Here is an 18,938-nt window from a genome sequence, read left to right as displayed (position 1 = left end):
TATGTTGCCCAATGATCTGCAGCCTGGTTCATTATTACCATTATTGAAAAAGTTAGCAAGCTGCCATTAATACCGCTAAAGAAAATGTTGCTAACCATATTTTAATTCGATATATTAGATTATTATTTACTATAAAAAAAATCACATGCTTACGAATCTGAAAATGGTTGAAAGGTTTGGGGAGCCCGGCAACCCCGATAATTTTACAGTAATTACTGTACCATATCCTATGCGTATAGCATGGGACCCTGCAAAAATAACTTCCCGCATGCAATGCCATAAACTGGCGGCTCATGCATTTATGGATGTGTTTAACGACATTCTTACAGAGTACGGTGTTCCTAAGATACGTGAACTGGGTATTGACCTTTTTGGTGGTTGTGTAAATTTTAGACCTATGCGAGGTACAGAGAAAAAATATGAAGAAGCGCTGAAAGCAAAAAACACAAAACTGGCAGCTACCTATTTAAGCAAACATAGCTGGGGCACCGCTATAGACCTGGACCCCGCACGCAATACCTTAAAACAAAACAGTAAAACAGCGCAATTTGCAAAGCCAGAATATACAAAAATGAACGATATATTTTATAGTCATGGCTTTGTGGGTTTGGGTAGGGAAGAAAACAGGGACTGGATGCATTTTGAATTAAAATAAAAACAACATACCAAGGCCTATAGTTAAGGTTCGTGGAGACGCGAACCTTTTCGTTTTCTATATAATAGAACCAAACAAGTGTTCCCAGAAATAGCCCCTGGGTGCTGTGCACGTAAAGGCATTTACAGTTGCAATGGCGGACTAGAAGATGGATTATGCACGTACAAATTGCACAATGCTTTTGGCCGCAGTGGCTGAGGCATTGCCACCCTTGCTTAACAAAGATTTCAAATCGGCATAATCTGCCTGTAGCAGGTTAATTTTTTCTGTATTGGTAAGTAGCAGGTTTAACTGCTGGGTAAGCTGGCTAACAGTAAGCTCGTTTTGTATCAGTTCTGTTACTACCAGCTTATCCATAATTAGGTTTACCAACGATATATATTTAATGGTAATAAGCCTTTTGGCTATTTGATAGCTGATGTTACTTCCCTTATAACAAACCACCTGTGGCACCGCAAATAAAGCAGTTTCTAAAGTGGCAGTGCCGCTGGTAACCAGTGCGGCGGTAGATTGCATTAACAGACTGTAAGTATTGTTTTTTACAGTGCTTACATTGCTATATGGTGCCAGCATACCGGCATAAAATTCATCTTCCAAACCAGGTGCCTGTGCTACCACAAATTGATAGCCTGGAAATAAAGCCGCCACTGATAGCATAATGGGCAGCTTAATTAAAATCTCCTGCCGGCGGCTGCCGGGTAGCAAAGCTATAATAGGTTTTTGGGTGGGTATGTTTGCCTGTATGGGTGTGTTGGCGGCCATATATTCATTTACCACCTGCACCAATGGATGGCCCACATATTCTACCTCCCAGTTCCATTTATTTTTATAGTATTCCTTTTCAAAAGGCAGGATTACCAGCATTTTATCAATACAGGTTTTCATTTTTTTAACCCGGTTCTCCTTCCAGGCCCATACCTGCGGAGAAATATAATATACCACTTTTATACCCTGCTGTTTTGCCCATTCGGCAATACGCAGGTTAAAACCAGGGTAGTCAATCAATACCAGTACATCGGGTGCAAATTCTTGTATATCCTGTTTACAAAAAGCCAGATTTTTAAAAATAGTGCGCAGATTCATTATCACTTCTATAAAGCCCATAAAAGCAAGGTCCCGGTAATGTTTTACAATGGTGCCACCACTTTGTTGCATTAAATCGCCACCCCAGCAGCGAATATTGGCTGTAGCCTCCAGCAAACGAATTTCTTTTATCAAATTGCTGCCATGTAAATCGCCGCTGGCTTCACCAGCTATAATATAATATTTCATTGTTCCCGGGCTTTGTATAATGTGGCCTTTGTATTACAAATATCGCTCTGCAATAATGGTTTTGTGATGTAGTAAATGGCCATATAAAATATATACCAATGCATTGGCTGTAATAAAATTATTACTGGCCGTTCCCGAATGGCTTAACTGTTCAGGCGTAAGCGATTTTACCAGCAAATCAGTTGATGCCCTAACGGCTATAAATTCCTCTACTAATGACTCCATGGCTCTGTTGCCGGCTTGTGCAGTTATGGCATAATCGTTTTCTTCAAAACCGGCTAGTGGGGTGGCATCTTTACGCGCCACACGTAGCAGGCGGTAGGCAAAAATGCGTTCTGCATCAATTACATGTTGTAACAGGTCTTTTATCGTCCACTTTCCGGCAGCATAGGCATAATCTGCTTTAGAAGCGGGCAGCGTAGTATAAAATGCGTGAATTTCATCAACATGATGTTGAATGATTTCTACAACAGAATCGCCTTTTGTATAGTTGATATACTTATGATAAAAAACGGCTGATTCGCTTTCCTGTGGTCTTGCCATAATGATACATTTAAGAATTTACTATTACTATGTAGATGCACAAAAATACAAATGCCAGCGCACAGACATACATAATAAAAACATAAGTAGTAAATAAAACCAGTATTGGCAAGCATCAGTTATATAGTAAAGATGTTGAACCCGGCAGTTGTAATAAGGGCAGCATTACTTGCGTCGCACACTTGTACTATAGTAATTAGAAGCAGCTTTTAACAGCCATGTACAAGCAATGCAAAACTAATTTTTACTTGATTTTGAATTAACCAGCGTAGGTTTCTTTTTAGATTTTTTATTCGGTACCGGCTTATTGGTATTCTCTGGTTGTAAAGTGGCAGCCAGTTCCAATGCAGCATTGGCGTTTAAAAAGCCACCGGTAATGCTTATATCGGTAGCCAGGGCTACACGGTCTTCTCCAGGCACCTGTAACAAACTGGAATCAGTAAGTTTTTCTGCTGAGGCATCAATGGCATATTTTACCTGTTTGGCAGATAAAGCCGGATAATAAGATCTTATTAAGGCGGCAACACCAGTAACCACCGGGGCAGCCATACTGGTGCCATTTAAAAAGCCGTACCCTTTTTCGCCGGGTAGTGTGGAATATATTTTAACTCCGGGTGCAAACACATCTACATTTGCCTTTCCGTAATTGCTAAAATCGGCAATAATTTGTCCATTACCTACATTCTTATCGCCACTGGCACCAACAGTTAAAAAATTGGCGGCAAGGGTATTATTTACCATCATTCTGGGGTTGGGGAAATTATCAACACTATCTATATTGTGCGATTCGTTGCCGGCAGCATGCACCAGCAGCACATCTTTAGCGGCGGCATATTGCACGGCTTCATCTACCCATTTCTTTTCGGGTGAAAAACTTTTGCCAAAACTCATATTAATTACCCGGGCACCATTATCTACGGCATATTTTATGGCAAGCGCAATGTCTTTATCATACTCATCGCCATCAGGTACGGCACGTAATACCATTATTTTTACATTATCGGCTACCCCATTAATACCAATATTATTGTTGCGGTCGGCGGCAATTATACCCGATACATGGGTGCCATGCATAGGATCTGGGCCCATTACATCGCTGTTACCATAAAACTTGTCGTTAATATTGTAATAATCATCGCCAATAACCTGCGCCCTTACATCTTCAGGTTTTTGAATGCTGTTGGCTATATTCTGCTTTTTACCTTCAACATATTCATCCAGCTCAGTAATGAGTTCTTTATTGGTAGGCTCTTCTTCCAGACTAAGCATTTTAAGGCAACTGATATATCCCATTTTTGCTTGTTTGCCTTTGCTGGTTTCGGGTACAAAGCTTTCCAGATCGCTGGAGGTATATTCCTCTTTATTCATCTCGGTTCTTATAACCGCATCATTTCTTTTTATGGATTTACAAATGGCCTCCAGCATTTGTACCTGCAACTTTTCATCGGCGCTTACGCCCATTTGGGCTTCGGCTTTTAACCAGGCGGCAAATTGCCATTTTTCATCGGGGGTTAGTTTGGTAGTGTCAATTTCCTTTCCGTCGAATTTATCTTTGAATTCGTAATACACCCTGGTTCTTTCGTTATTGGCTCTTTTTAAATTGTTGCCATTTTTATTGCCCAAAAAGTTCCAGCCATGTACATCATCTATATAACCATTACCATCATCATCCTTGCCATTACCTGGAATTTCTTTAGTATTTACCCATAAAATACTTTTAAGGTCTTCCTGGGTAGTATCAATACCTGAGTCTATTACCGCTACAATAACGGGTGTACTTTTTTTACCTTTAAGGAAGCGATAGGTTTTTTCCAGACTTATGCCATTAAAACCATCTGCCTGGGGATCTTTTAAATGCCATCCCTGTACATTATTTTGGGCATTCACCAGGGTTGTAGCCAGCAATAGCAGGATCAATAAACTTTTCAATCTCAACATGAATCAGGTTTTCTTATGTGCAATAACACCCGTTAAGGGCAATAATGTTAATACTTATAGCTTAGTACCTTTATTGTTTACTTTTTGCTGCCTTTTAACCGGAAGTACAAGTGAGTGACACAAGTAAAGCTACTGGTTGTACCAATGCCGGCTCCCAAAAAATACATCAAAAAAAAGCTAACAGGTAAAAATACGAAATGCCGTAAATAAAAATGCGGCAGACGTTACCAAAATGTAACGCTGCCGCAATATTATGAATTTGTTATCAACTTATAAATTGAACTGTATTCCCTGTGCCAGTGGCAATTTGGTGCTATAGTTAATGGTGTTGGTTTGCCTGCGCATATAGGCTTTCCAGGCATCGCTGCCACTTTCGCGGCCGCCGCCGGTTTCTTTTTCGCCGCCAAATGCACCGCCAATTTCGGCCCCGCTGGTGCCAATATTTACGTTCGCAATACCACAATCGCTACCTGCCTGAGAGAGAAACTGCTCGGCTTCCCGCATATTTACCGTCATAATAGCTGAGGATAAACCCTGCGGAACACCATTCTGCAACTCAATAGCTTCCTCGATGGCTTTATATTTAATCAGGTATAAAATGGGGGCAAAGGTTTCATGCTGTACCACCGGCAAATCGTTGGTTACCTCGGCAATGCAAGGCTTTACATAACAACCGCTTTGGTAGCCCTCGCCTTCCAATACGCCACCTTCTACCACAAAATGGCCACCCTGTGCCTTACAATCTTCAATTGATTGCAGGTACATTTTAACCGCATCTTTATCAATTAATGGACCTACATGATTTTTGCTATCCAATGGATCGCCAATGCTTAATTGCTGGTAAGCATTTACCAATTTAGCCTTAAATACATCATACACCGATTCGTGAATAATTAACCTGCGGGTGGTGGTGCAACGCTGGCCGGCAGTGCCTACAGCGCCAAAAGCTGCGCCAATAAGGCTCATATCCAAATCTGCATGTTGAGAGATAATGATGGCATTATTACCACCCAATTCTAAAATAGACCTGCCTAAACGGGCGGCTACGGCTGCCGCCAAAGCCTTGCCCATGCGGGTTGAGCCTGTGGCAGAAACCAATGGTATGCGAGTATCATTTGATAATAACTCGCCTACAGTGCGGTCGCCCTGAATAAGGCAACTTACGCCTTCGGGCACATTATTTTTAGCAAATACTTCGGCAATAATTTTTTGGCAGGCTATGCCACACAAAGGAGTTTTTTCACTGGGTTTCCACACACATACATTACCACACACCCAAGCAAGTGCTGTATTCCAACTCCATACCGCTACCGGAAAATTAAAAGCAGAAATAATGCCCACAATACCCAGCGGATGCCATTGCTCATACATACGGTGCAGGGGCCTTTCGCTATGCATGGTTAATCCGTATAGCTGGCGGGATAAGCCTAACGCAAAATCGCATATATCAATCATTTCCTGTACTTCGCCAAGGCCTTCCTGCAGGCTTTTACCCATTTCGTAGCTAACCAGTTTACCCAATGGTTCTTTATATACACGTAAAGCCTCGCCAAACTGGCGAACAATTTCACCACGTTTTGGGGCAGGCCACATGCGCCACTCTTTAAATGCTTCTCCGGCTTGTGCCATCATGGCTTCATAATCGGTGGCACCTGCACTAAACACGCTGCCAATTAAGGTACCATCCACAGGGGAATAAGAATCTATTTTTACACCGGTGCCGGTAAACCAGCTACTACCGGTTGATACGCCTTTGTTTTCAGCTTCAATACCTAATTGCTGTAAAAATTCCATATAGCTTTAATTTATAGTAATTGTAAATGTATTATCGTTTAATTGTTTGTGCTGCATAAGTACTTTCAAATATCTTATCTGCATTAGAAGCTTCAAATCCTTCGCGACGGTGCTCCCTTTTAATTTCCAAAGCGGGCATATCAGCAAATTGAGGCAATACTTTCCTTTCGGCAAACTCAACATAGGATCCTGAAATACGGTGTATTTTTCCTTCAGCAAATACAGCATCCAGCATTTCGGCTACTGTAGAACTTTGCAACAGATTGCCATCGGCACTAATTTTTATTTTACCACCGGCATCGTTTAAAGTAAACCCATTTCTTTCCAGAAATGTATTAAATGCAGCTACTGTGTTATAACCGGGTTTTAAATTATGCACGCTAACCGTAAAATGGTTTAAGTAGTATCTGTTATAAATTACCCATGCAGCATATTCTGATTCTTTAGCCAGAGCGGTAAAATCTTCAACCGTAGGCAGGCGCCATAAACCGCTGTGTAAAAATGTATCCACTGCAGCGGCATTATTTACATCAATGGCATCCACCGGGTCTGCAATAATTTCATTGGTATAGGAATAAATAATTTGTTGGGCCGCATTACTTAAATCCTTCACCCTTAATTCGCTGATAAAAATACGGGGATACTCAGGTGCCGGCGGGGCATACCAGAAAGCATCCAGTTTTTTAGAGGGAAAATAATATTGCTCCATTTTTTGATACCCATAATGCAGAAAAATTTTCTCCAGCGATTGTATGCCTAAAAACGGAACGCCGATGGTTCTAAAAGCGATATGATCGTTCTCAATATCTGATGCATTTGCAATAACACCTTCTTGTCTAAGGGCATTTATAACGCCGGCCACATCGGGCACACGCTCTTTATATTTCTGCATTAAGCCATCCAGCACAGCTGCTAACACTGTATTTGACATGTAAATTATAATTGTTTTGTAATAAAATGTATTGGCCAGAGGCCAGAATATGTATGTAGCTTTTCTTGCGTCGCACTCTTGTACTGCAGTAATACTGCTGCACAAAAACTTGCAGTAAGCAATACGCCAACTACTATTATAAAAATGGCAAATGCGGTATTAAGGCACATGAGAACAAGTGCTTCTAAGGTAAGCCATATAAGAAAGCAGTATGTTCAATAGTATATTCATTTGCGGTGCAAAGCTATTGCTTTTTTATGGATTACCCCAAGCCTATAGCCATCTGAGACGACTGTTGAAATACAATCAGAAAACCTTTTGGTAATTATTAACAGCCCCCTGCAAAGTTTTTATTTTACCCTTGCATCTTATACCTGTAAATAAAAAACAAAATAGTATGAAAAAGAAAATCACAGGCGTATTTATATCTGCACTTTTTATTGCCGTAGCAGCTACAGCACAAAAACCAGATGAAAATGCACCTGGCAGAAAACCAGGCCCTGAAGAAAGGTTAAAACATGTAACAGAAAAATTGCAGAAAGACTTAAGCCTTACTGCCGACCAGCAGCAAAAAGTGACTGCAGCATTTAAAGAGTTTTTTGATGCCATGCAAAAGCAAATGCCAAAACCGGATGAAGCACAAGCCCCGCCCCCTCCACCACCTCCACCTGCAAATAAAGATGCAGTAAAAAAACTGGCAGAGGCAAGGGATGCTAAAATAAAAACCGTTTTAACGGCAGACCAGTTTGCCAAATACATGGAAATAGAAAAACAAATGAGGCCAGGCCAACCAGGTAAACCACCGGCACCAGCCAAGCAATAACAGGAATACCATGAAAAAAGAACGGCTAATAAAGCCGTTCTTTTTTGTTTATGATTCAACTGTTTTTGCGTTAGGGATTGCAGTGAAAAGCCCGCAGCGAAACGCAGTGCAGCGAGGACTTGTAACGAAAAGCCCGGCCCGCAGGGAACGCCATTATTTAAAATCTAGCGTATTAAAACGGTGGTTCCTTTTTGAAAAATGGTTTTGCCGGTATCAGTATCGGTGTATTGCAAAAACCAAACATAAGTACCCGTAGCCTGCTCGTTGCCATTAAATGTGCCGTCCCACTTTCGGGTCCAGTCTTTGGTAGTAAACAGGCGCTGCCCCCATTTATTAAACACGCTAAATTGCAAATTGGTGGCTTTGTATGCGTTTAAGGGATAGAGATAATCGTTTCGCCCATCTTTATTGGGGGTGAAAGCTGTGGGCACTGCTATATAACAATTGTTCACCACTTTTATAAACTTTAGTAAAGTATCGGTACAAGCTTTATTGCTGGTAACAATTAACCTTACAGGAAACAGCCTGTCTTTATCAGCACTGGGATACACTTGCGGCGGAGGGAATTGGAAGCTGCTGGTATTGCCATTTCCAAACTCCCAGTTCCACAAAAATATATCGCCAATACTGGTATCGCGGAAAATAGCCAGATCGTTGGGGCAATACACCGAAGGCCCCGAAAAATTAGCAATCAGTGAGTCTTTGTTTAAATAAATATTTGCCAGAGCCGTATCGGCACAAAAGCCATTACTTACAACAAGGCTGGCAGTTTTAGCGCCAAAGGTGGAATAAACAATCACCGGATCGTTAATACTGCGGGTGAGGGTATTATCAAAAGTCCAGCTCCAGCTGGTGATACCATTTGCAATAGGATTAGAATAGTAAATGGTATCAAACTCGCAAGCTTCTTTAAGCGTGTAGCTAATATCTGCATTTACGGTATCCTTAACGGAAAAACTAAGTGTGGCACCGGCAACCGTTTCCTCGCCACATTCATCAACAATGGTTGTGCCATCTGTACCTTGATTTAATGTAATGGTATAAGTACCCTGGCGTACTACTGCACTAACCAGATTAATATTGATGATGCTGGTTACCCCATTAGTGCAATTGCCCGAGGCGGAAGCAATACTTACCGGATATGGGCCTGAGATAGAAAAATCGCTGCCATTGGGTGCAATAGAATTACAATTAATATTTTTCTTAAACTGGAGTTGTAATTGGGTGGGCGCACATTTCACCGGCACAAGACTATCAAATGGCGTGGGCTGCCTGCCAAAAACGATAAAGGGGATTGATGTACCAACTGGTATAGCCTGATTACAATTGTCTAACAAAGTAGTACTGTCTGACCCTTTTGCTGCAAGTAAATTGTAACTGCCAGGTGCCAGTGGCTGACTTAACAGCAAGGTAACAGAATCCATATCAAAACCACTACTACAGCCAAAGCCGGTAGCACTTGTAACAGTTACACTTGAGCCCGCAATGGTAAAATCCGTACCATTACCAGCTAGGCTGCTACATTTTATTTTTTTATTAAGCTTGAGCCTTATTTGGGTACCATCGCATGATGTAGTAGCCAAACTGAAATTAGGATCTAAAGGATCTGTGATACTGGCGGTGCCACCACCAAAAGACAAGCGATAACCAATTTGCGAATCGGTATAATGGCTTACCATTAAAAGATAGGTATGCCCCTGAATAATACTGGGTTTTAAACTAAAGGCATTGGCTTTAGCTAATGGATCTGAAGCACACTGCATGGAAGCCACGCCTGCAGATGATGCACCTGTTAATCCATAAGTACCCGCCCAGTTACCAATTACCACCAGGGTTTTATCTGTGTAAACATCATTAGGATTACGGCCTGTAATATCAAATAATTCCCAATCGTAATCATCACCCATATCGTTGGGCGTTATTAAAAATCCTAAGGTGCCCGAGGTAAAGCAGGTGAATTTATACCAGTAGGGGTTTTTGTCGGTATAAGAAACGCCATCCAATTCACAACCGGGAACTGGAATGGTATTACCGCTGCAAATGGGTACTTTGGTTTGCACAAAAGTATCTACCCCGCATACCGGAAATGCCGAAGATGGCGTTTGCCCAATAGTATTACATTGTTGAGCTAAACCCGCCCCGGCCATACAAAACAGAAAAAAAAATAGAAAAGTGTATAAACGCATCATGAAATTATCTGCTTTTCAGACCATCGAAAGTAGTAAAACGTTGCAATGACAGCGGTTATTTTGCAAGTCTTGTTCCTGTACTTCTATTATATACAAACTAAATATAAACCATACTTACCAATTGCCATTTATAATATAGATTGCTTACCTATATTGACAATTTGTAAGTATGGCTGATTTAACCTGAAATGGCTTTTATTTTACCGGAACCATCTTTAAGCATACAGGTTGAGGAACATCAATTTTAACGCCGCTATCCTGTAAAATACCAAAGTTTTTATTGATGATAAATATTTGAATACTATTGCTGTCGCGGTTTGCCACCAATAAAAAACGGCCTGTTGGGTCTATCATAAAATTTCTTGGGTGCATACCTACAGCCTGGTGACCATTCTCGGTTAATTTACCATCTGTGCCTACTTTAAACATGGCAATATCATTGGCCGTTGCACGGTTGGTAGTATACAAAAACTTTCCATCAGGGGTTATATGAATATCGGCACTGCCCTTATCTGTTTTACTGTTGGTATTATCTGAAATAATTGTTTGAATTTCTGTTAGTACACCATTATTATTGGCATATACTATTACATTACCAGAAAGTTCATTTACCAAATAAACATACTTACCATTGGGGTGAAAAGTAATATGGCGCGGACCACTGTTATCAGGTATTTCATAATATGGCGGATCCATAGGAGTTAATGGATTTGCAGCATCATTTGCATTAAATGTGTAGCGGTATAATCTGTCGTTACCCAAATTAGGCACAAACATATTTTTCTCATCGTTTGAAAAAACGGTGCTGTGTGGGTGCGGCATTTCCTGTCTGGTTACATTTACACCATATCCATCGTACATAATATTTTGCACAACAGGTTTCAGCGATCCATCAGCATTGGTTTTTAATACACTAACATTACCACCGCTATAATTGGCCACTACTACATTTTTACCAGTAGAATCTATTGCCACATAACATGGGTCATCGCCGCCGGAAGGCTGCTTATTTAAAAATGTTAATTCGCCTTTTGTTTTGTCTAAAGAAAAAGCACTTACATCGCCGCCGTTATCACCATGATTTTCATTTACGGCGTATACAAATTTCTGGTCTTTAGAAATAGCCAGATACGACGGATTTTGAACGCCCTTGGCAACACTTACCAATGTAGCTTCGGTTTTATTGGGATTAAAACGGTATACATAAATACCTTCACTTTTGCCACTATTTGTATAAGTACCTACCAACAGGTACTGAATAGGGTTTTGAGCAAAAGCAACCATTCCATTTAATAAAGCAATTACAAGCAATACTTTTTTCATAAGTAACCAATTATATAAAGATGAATAATTAAGAACCGAAGATAACTGATAAACCCAAAAATTTCCGTTAAGGTTTTTGTTAGCCGGCTATTGTTTTATAATGAGGCTTTTCTTGCCACGCTCGGTTCAAGGTTCAACTTTTATGGCGGCAAAAGACGAATCTAATATTGGGGTTAAAAAAAGTATATAACCAATGATGCATTTGCATTGCTCCCTCATATTCTACCGCTCAAGTGTGCGACGCAAGTACAGCTGCCATTTGCCTAAAAGCTGGGCAAATAAGAAACTAATCGCCTAAACTCTGGTATTAATTAATTCATCGATGAAAATAAAAAGCCCCTTTTTGCAAAGGGGCTTTTTAGAAAAATACTATAGGTATACCTTATTGAATAATTAATTTATTGGTACTGGTAAAACCATCGCCAGTAATTTTTACAAAATACATACCTGGTGCAATTGCTGGCAGTTTAATATTTAATACACTGCTGTTCATATTGTAAGAAGCAATTTGCTTACCGGCAGCTGTAACCAGGGTAACTTTTAATGCTTTTACATTATCGCCAATGGTTATAGTGATATTATCTTTTGCAGGGTTTGGTGTAATGTGCACCCCTGTAAAGTTAATAGAACGTACTGCTGAATGAATATCGCTACCAATTGCAGCCTGAGTTAAACGGTAATAGTTAGTACCGTTGGCTGGGTTAACATCGGTAAAGGTGTTCATATCGTTGGCATTTTTACCAGCTTTTACAGTTCCAATTACCTCGTAGTTTACGCCGTTGGTACTTCTTTCAACTGTAAAGCTATTGCCAGTCATATTGGCAACATTTTGCCATTGCAATAAAGCAGAAGTGCTTTGTTTGTAAACGTATAAGTCGCCTTTGTTTGCAGTTGGCGGAGCAGGAGGCTCAGTGTAATCAGCAACACCATCAGTATAACTGCTGGATAAACCTTGAGAAGCAAAGATACCCATACCTCTTTTTGCAAATGCTTTCCATATAGCTGCACTATGCACACCGCCGTACAATAAAGTATCAGCTTTTAGAATTGCGTCACGGCCATCGATAAAGCCTGGTTTACAAGGCTGTAGTTTCATACCTTGTGTAACCAGTTTAAGCGCAATACTATTACCACCAGCACCAGAGGCATTGTAAATATTGGTATTAATACCGGCAGTTTGAATAATACCCCAGGTCATTTCCCAAAGTGCATTACACCAAACTTCACCAATATTGTGTACTTCACCACCAGTGGCAGGAAGTGAATCATATGTCCATGGATTAACAGCAAAATTGGTAGAATAAGGATAGTTACGAATACCACCACCAGTAATTGGCTGACCTACTACATAAGTACCTATTGGAGATGCATTGGCGCCATCATTAATAGTGGCAGTAGACCATTTTTTAGTAACCATCAAAGCAAAATAATCGCTCCAGCCTTCTCCCATTTGTTCTTTATTGGTTAAGCAGGAACTATTAGATGGACCACCTGTTAAGCGGTTAGAAATACCGTGTGTATATTCATGAGAAATAACACCATTATCCAAATCACCATCGATGCTTACACCACCTTTTAAGGTAGCATTTACTACTACGCTGGTATTTAGGTAACTTTTAATGGTATCGCCAGTTTCATAGCTTACCATAACTGCAGGAATAGTGATAGTATTATCTGTACCACCCATTGCAATTGGATATTCACCTGGAATATTATCAACTACAATGGCAGCAATGGCGCCGGCCAGCTGTGCATTTTTTACTTTAACGGTAAATCCACAGGTACCCCTGTCTATCAATGCTATTTTACCGCTAAGTGTAACCGGGTTGGCAGCAGCACTGCAGGCACCATGTGTAGTACCTGCAATATCATCATTAAAGTATACAACATTAGCTGTTTTTGTACCAACAGAAATTAATTTATTGTTAGTACTAAAAGCACTTTCAACAGATGTTTTAACACCTTGAAATGCTGTTGGCTGATTGATAGTAGTAGAAGCTATGCCATCAAACAAAAACATCTGCATACGTGGATTGTTACCATCATTTGGTGTAGAGAAATTGGCATTATTGGTACCAGAACCGTCCTGCGCATCGGCAAATACAAAGTCGTTACCATTACCACCACGGCCTAAATTGTTAGCCTGGAAATTACCAGATACTTCATCAAAACCATATTGATAAGAAATATCATGCATAATATTATTCCAGTAAAACAGGTTGGTAATCGCAAATTTTTGATTTGCAGAAGTAGTAGGTGCTTTAGTAAAATTTACTTTATTGGTAAATGTAAGGTTTGGTAAAACAGTGGTAGATTTTACCAGTTTACCAGTACCATTATTACCATTTCTATCTTCCTGAGCCAAAACATTATTACCTTTTGTACTATCAAAAGTAGTAGTACCGTTATCGTGCCACTGTAAAGTAGTAGCATTATTGCCTGTACCAGCCAATGACCATGGATTGGTAACAATAGCAGCTGCGCCACCCGGATGAATAGGGCTTTCTGCAGGGAAAGGAATTACGCGGTATTTGGTAGAACTAACCAATGCGCTGCTGTTATCGTCCTGAGCCATGGTTATATCTGCAGATATATCCCGCATTGCAGAAACACGGCGTGGTGTAGTCCAGTTACAAACAATATTCAGGTTGATTTTATTTAAAATATCACCTTTCTGTGCATCCACATTTACATACCACAAATCAGCCAAACCTTTGGGTTGCATTTGAACCTGCCAGCTTAAAGACATTTTATTCGAAATTTCATCCGGCACCCACAATAATTTAGATTTAATGTTGGTTGAAGAAATTCCCATATTGCTAAATTCAATTTCTTTAAAAGCATTCATTTGCTTAATTGGCATCATAGCAGATGGGGTAGCCAATTTAAGATGACTGGCGGCAGCTTTAATAGCATCGGCCGCGGTTACACCAGCTAAACCTTCTTTCGAATTTACCAGCGCTTCCATGTTACCAATTCTTGCACCAGTTACCGAAACTGCTTTTTCATTTTTAAATGCAACAGTTTGAATGGCATTAAATACATCAATGCCCTTAAAAGTTTGCTGTAAATACACATAAGTTAAGCCAGAAGATTTGTCAGCATACGCATCAGAAATGCGGTAGTTTTTTAAGTCATTAGCATTCAAGCCAATTTTAGCAGCATTTCTCTCAACCAAAGCTTTTGCATTAGCTACCTGTTGAGAAAAAGATTTACTAATAGCAAGAACTGCAATAACTAAAAGCAACGCAGTTCTTTTAATAGAGTAATGTTTGTTCATGTAATATGTATTGTTTTAAGAAAATAAAAATTTGAAGCGGAAGTAAAAGTACCTATTTGCCAAATGCAAACAGTGGTTAGCAAAAAATATAATAACCTTTTAAGCCATAGCATTACATAAATAATAATATGTAAATGAACGGGTAAGAAATTTAAAAAAAATTAAATGTATTGCCTGGTTTATTTAAATCTTTACATTTTATTATTAGCCAAACATTATAAATTATAACAGCTTTACTTGCGTCGCACACTTGTACGCCAGCATATGGTATGGGCTTCAAACAGCCAGTACAATGTAATATTAATTGTAAACCATTCTATCAAAGCCAATCGGGCAAACTATCTATTTCAGCAGTAGCTGGGGAATTAGCTATATAAAATGCACGGCTATAATTACCATTTGTTATAACAAGATATTCAACGGCAAGTGTTATATTGTAACGTAGTATTTGGGCAATTACCTGCTCATTAAGCGCCGTATCCTGTTCCTTGCACTCTATTATCATCCACGGCTTTTGGCCCTTATACACAACAATATCGCAACGCTTTTTTAGCTCGCCTAACCTTATTTCCTTTTCTACAGCAATTAAAGCTGCCGGATAATCTTTAACCTGAACCAGATAATATAAAAAATGCTGGCGCACCCATTCTTCAGGCGTAAGTACTACCCATTTTTTTCTAAATTCATCAAAAATGAGTTGTTGGTTACCCTGTTGCTTTGTTTTAAAATTAACGGAAGGATATTCTATTGCCAGCATACGCAAATGTAATAATATGAGCTACCGGTTTTGTATATTTGTTGTTAACACTTAACCTTATGTTGCACATGGTTATACTGCTTAATGGCTGCGGGATTGCAGTGTAAAGCCCGCAACGAACGTAACGCAGTGCAGTGAGTGAGGACTTGCAACGGAAAGCCCGGACTGTTGATTAATTTACCATTACAGCCAACAGCCCCTGCATCAATAATAGCATGGCAAATTACAGCAACAGATAGCTTAAAGAAATATAATTATGAAGACGAAAGAAGAAATTGTAAACAACTGGCTACCCCGATATACAGGTGAGGATTTAAAAAATTTTGGCAAATACATTTTGCTAACCAATTTTAGCAACTATGTTACCAAGTTTGCCGAATGGCATAAAGTAAAAGTAGTTGGTAAAGACAAACCTTTTCAATGTGCTACGGCCAATGGAATTACAATTGTAAATTTTGGTATGGGTAGCCCGGGTGCAGCAACCGTAATGGATTTATTAAGCGCCATAAACCCAAAAGCGGTATTGTTTCTTGGTAAATGTGGTGGCTTAAAAAAGAGAAACAAACTAGGCGATTTGATATTGCCAATTGCTGCGATAAGAGGTGAGGGTACGTCTAACGATTATTTTCCGGCCGAAGTACCCGCAATGCCTGCATTTGCCTTACAAAAAGCCATTTCTACTACTATAAGGGATTATAAGGTTGACTATTGGACCGGCACAGTATACACTACTAACCGCAGGGTTTGGGAACATGATGAAGCTTTTAAGGAGTATCTGCAAAAAATTAGGGCTTACGCCATTGATATGGAAACAGCTACCATTTTTACCGTAGGTTTTTACAATAAAATACCAACCGGTGCATTATTGCTGGTAAGTGATCAACCCATGATACCAGAGGGTATAAAAACTGAAAAAAGTGATTCGAAAATCACACTTCAATTTGTTGACAAACATTTAAAAATTGGCATTGATTCATTAAAGCAGCTTATTAACAACGGCGCAACGGTAAGGCATTTGCAGTTCTAATTTGTACAATGGAACCACTTTTAAGTATTGAGCACCTTACATTTGATTTTTGCAGTTCGCAAAAAAGAAAATACTGTGATTATGATGTTTAAAAGACAAAATATGAATATCATACATAGATATGCTACTCATATTTCAATACCATTATTTATATTTAAACAGATAGTAACCAAATCGAATTAAAACAGCCCTTCCATTTTACACTCTTTTTATTTTTCACTACTAATCAGTGTAAAGAAAAATGGATTTCCAGATGACATTTATCAAAATCTCAAAGCAACTCATAGCTGCTTTTCCAAACCTACTTAAATAAAATGAGGTTATTTTAAATTTTGCGGATTAGGTACAAAATTCAGGAAAGCATTAAACTTGGTAAGGTATTTTCTTTTGTCGATTTTATAATAATAGGCACCGCGTTTAGAACTTAGCTTGTCTTTATCTTTTTGCTTAACCAAAAGACCGGTAGATAAAACTTTACGGCTAAAATTTCTTTTATCCATAATGGCATCGTACACACCTTCGTACAAGTTTTGCAATTGCGGTAGCGTAAATTTCGGTGGTAGCAACTCAAATAAAATAGGGTGCAGTGCCGCCTTATACCTCAACTTCTCCTTGGCCATTTCAATCATATCGCGATGATCGAAAATAAGGGAGGGTATCTTTTTAACAGGGAACCATTCTGCATGGTATTCGTGACTAATCTGCTGTTCGTATTGTTGTATATCTATTAAACTAAAATAGGTGATAGATGCCGTACGTTCAATGGGATCCCGGTTGGGTTCTCCAAAAGCAAAAAGTTGCTCCATATAAACATTTTCCAATCCGGTTAATTCTTTTAATACACGGGCTGCGGCCTTTTCAAAAGACTCATTTATATCAACAAAACCACCCATTAAACTCCAGCGGCCTTTTTCGGGTTCAAGGCTTCTTTTTACCAGTAATAATTTCATTTCGGTGCCATCAAAGCCAAAAATTATACAATCTACGGCAACCAGCAACCGGGTTTGTTTTGCGTATCGGGTCATAAATAATCCAGGATCAATTGTGATTTTAGTCTCTATTATAGGTATTGCTTACCCATACAAGTACATTTTATTGCATTGCAGGGATGAATATATAAAATTTATTTAGACAAGCCGCCCCGTATTTATGCATTGTGCAAAAGCAACAGGGCCAATGTTAAGAAATTATTACCATTAAATCATAAACACGCTTAACGGCATTGTGGGGTTAGCTTTATACAAATTGATTGTATGGAATACCAATTAACTGTAGAAGATGTATACCCCGAAGGAGGAAGAAAGCAACTTTTGATGCATATTGCTCATCAAAAAACCAATATTTTAACCATGGTGTATGATGTATTGTTACATACTGCCAGGTTAGAAAGTAATGGTGACAGGCGTTTATTTATGGTTTACCAGCAAGGCAAAAGACATCCTAAAATTATTTTTAAAAATGAATATGGTTTTGATGCAGGCATTATTGAAACCACCAACACCGGTGGGGAATTTGGCAGCCTTAGCTTTTTTGAAGTGACTTATTTTTACAACCTTTCCTATAAAGAAGATGGCTTTTTAGCGGTGTATAAAAACACAAACGAAAAACCATTGATTAGTTTTACCATGGAAGTTAGTGCCACTACCACACTTGGCAATTTTGCAAGTAACCGCCTGCCCGAAGATTATTTTTACTGCTTATTAATGGGTATTTGCTGGTATTTGCAATTACCTGTAAAAGCTGCCAATTATTTTACCCCAGATTTTAATGTGCCACATACCCAAACTGTGTATCATTAATTTGGTTGCAATTTTTTTTTGCCTTATTTGTGCAATTGGCTGTTAGCCCATTTGGGTTGTGTAGTACAAGTGTGCGACGCAAGTAAAGATGCCCAATGCATTATTGCATGGTACACCATTAACCTGCATTGTACATAAGCTTTGTTATTGGCTATATTTTGCGCAGTGCTATTTAATGTTACCTTTGAGCTTATTTAGCTTATATGGCAGAACAGCAAAAAAGCAGCACTTTAAAGCGCTTACAAAGCCGCTACCGGCTGGTAGTAATGAATGATGACACCTATGAAGAGGTGATTACATTTAAACTATCCCGTATTAGTGTTTACATTGGCTTAAGCACCATTTTTATATTGCTGATTAGCTTTACAGTGGCACTTATTGTACTTACCCCACTTCATTTTTATATACCCGGTTATGGCAATAATACCAATCGTGTAGAGCTGCAGGCATTAAAAATTAAAACAGACTCGTTAGAACAAACCATTCAATACAAAGACAAGTACCTGAATAATTTAAGGCAGGTGCTTAACGGCGGTTCTCCGGCACAATTAGATACTAATATGCTTCATGTGCCAACCCCTGAAATATCTAACGATTAAGCCTGCCT

Annotated in this window: 15 protein-coding genes; 5 read left to right on the top strand and 10 right to left on the bottom strand. The window is 39.3% G+C overall.

Translation table 11 applies throughout. The features are described from left to right. The first annotated feature begins 145 nt into the window (after positions 1-145). Entirely contained in the window at positions 146-655 is a 510-nt protein-coding gene (locus GD597_RS13225; RefSeq protein WP_171608341.1) for a M15 family metallopeptidase, read from the top strand. A 153-nt stretch (positions 656-808) separates the two neighbouring features. Here GD597_RS13225 and lpxB read toward each other — a convergent pair whose 3' ends face one another. The 5 genes from lpxB to GD597_RS13200 all read right to left on the bottom strand — a co-directional run bounded on the left by lpxB (position 809) and on the right by GD597_RS13200 (position 7,133). Beyond that, entirely contained in the window at positions 809-1,927 is a 1,119-nt protein-coding gene (lpxB, locus tag GD597_RS13220; protein ID WP_171608340.1) for a lipid-A-disaccharide synthase, read from the bottom strand. 33 nt (positions 1,928-1,960) lie between these two features. Continuing rightward, positions 1,961-2,470 carry a DinB family protein gene (locus GD597_RS13215; RefSeq protein ID WP_171608339.1) on the bottom strand — a complete coding sequence of 170 codons (510 nt, stop codon included), beginning with the start codon at positions 2,468-2,470 and terminating at the stop codon, positions 1,961-1,963. A gap of 237 nt (positions 2,471-2,707) precedes the next feature. Continuing rightward, entirely contained in the window at positions 2,708-4,408 is a 1,701-nt protein-coding gene (locus tag GD597_RS13210) for a S8 family peptidase (protein ID WP_171608338.1), read from the bottom strand. Positions 4,409-4,678: 270 nt separating this feature from the next. Then, a complete protein-coding gene (amaB, locus tag GD597_RS13205; RefSeq protein WP_171608337.1) occupies positions 4,679-6,202 on the bottom strand; it encodes an L-piperidine-6-carboxylate dehydrogenase in 1,524 nt (507 codons plus the stop codon). Between the two features lie 31 nt (positions 6,203-6,233). After that, positions 6,234-7,133: a DUF1338 domain-containing protein gene (locus GD597_RS13200; protein WP_171608336.1), complete on the bottom strand. Its 900-nt coding sequence runs from the start codon at positions 7,131-7,133 to the stop codon at positions 6,234-6,236. Between the two features lie 397 nt (positions 7,134-7,530). On the opposite strand from GD597_RS13200, the gene GD597_RS13195 reads away from it, so the two are divergent. Further along, complete coding sequence (locus GD597_RS13195) at positions 7,531-7,956, top strand: hypothetical protein (RefSeq protein WP_171608335.1); 426 nt, start codon at positions 7,531-7,533, stop codon at positions 7,954-7,956. 164 nt (positions 7,957-8,120) lie between these two features. On the opposite strand, the gene GD597_RS13190 is transcribed toward GD597_RS13195, so the two are convergent. The 4 genes from GD597_RS13190 to GD597_RS13175 all read right to left on the bottom strand — a co-directional run bounded on the left by GD597_RS13190 (position 8,121) and on the right by GD597_RS13175 (position 15,505). Further along, a complete protein-coding gene (locus GD597_RS13190; protein WP_235954294.1) occupies positions 8,121-10,145 on the bottom strand; it encodes a gliding motility-associated C-terminal domain-containing protein in 2,025 nt (674 codons plus the stop codon). A gap of 195 nt (positions 10,146-10,340) precedes the next feature. Further along, the gene (locus GD597_RS13185) at positions 10,341-11,468 is read right to left on the bottom strand and encodes a lactonase family protein (protein ID WP_171608334.1); all 1,128 of its coding nucleotides are present in this window, start codon (positions 11,466-11,468) and stop codon (positions 10,341-10,343) included. A 382-nt stretch (positions 11,469-11,850) separates the two neighbouring features. After that, complete coding sequence (locus GD597_RS13180; RefSeq protein WP_171608333.1) at positions 11,851-14,748, bottom strand: M36 family metallopeptidase; 2,898 nt, start codon at positions 14,746-14,748, stop codon at positions 11,851-11,853. 319 nt (positions 14,749-15,067) lie between these two features. Continuing rightward, positions 15,068-15,505, bottom strand: coding sequence for a type I restriction enzyme HsdR N-terminal domain-containing protein (locus GD597_RS13175; protein ID WP_171608332.1), 438 nt, complete (start codon positions 15,503-15,505; stop codon positions 15,068-15,070). A gap of 256 nt (positions 15,506-15,761) precedes the next feature. Between GD597_RS13175 and GD597_RS13170 the strand changes: the two genes are divergently transcribed. Then, on the top strand, positions 15,762-16,532 hold the full coding sequence (locus GD597_RS13170; RefSeq protein ID WP_171608331.1) for an AMP nucleosidase: 771 nt from the start codon (positions 15,762-15,764) through the stop codon (positions 16,530-16,532). 320 nt (positions 16,533-16,852) lie between these two features. On the opposite strand, the gene GD597_RS13165 is transcribed toward GD597_RS13170, so the two are convergent. Beyond that, a complete protein-coding gene (locus GD597_RS13165) occupies positions 16,853-17,557 on the bottom strand; it encodes an NUDIX hydrolase (protein ID WP_171608330.1) in 705 nt (234 codons plus the stop codon). A 228-nt stretch (positions 17,558-17,785) separates the two neighbouring features. Here GD597_RS13165 and GD597_RS13160 point away from each other — a divergent pair, with 228 nt between their 5' ends. Together GD597_RS13160 and GD597_RS13155 are read left to right on the top strand one after the other, a co-directional pair. Next, positions 17,786-18,331 carry a hypothetical protein gene (locus GD597_RS13160; RefSeq protein ID WP_171608329.1) on the top strand — a complete coding sequence of 182 codons (546 nt, stop codon included), beginning with the start codon at positions 17,786-17,788 and terminating at the stop codon, positions 18,329-18,331. Positions 18,332-18,534: 203 nt separating this feature from the next. Continuing rightward, positions 18,535-18,930, top strand: coding sequence for a hypothetical protein (locus GD597_RS13155; RefSeq protein WP_171608328.1), 396 nt, complete (start codon positions 18,535-18,537; stop codon positions 18,928-18,930). The last annotated feature ends 8 nt before the right edge of the window (positions 18,931-18,938 follow it).

The organism is Limnovirga soli (assembly GCF_013106755.1).
In the GTDB taxonomy this organism is placed as follows: Bacteria; Bacteroidota; Bacteroidia; order Chitinophagales; family Chitinophagaceae; genus Limnovirga; species Limnovirga soli.
Note: the sequence above shows the minus strand (reverse complement) of the source record. Positions and strands in the feature narration are given on the sequence as shown.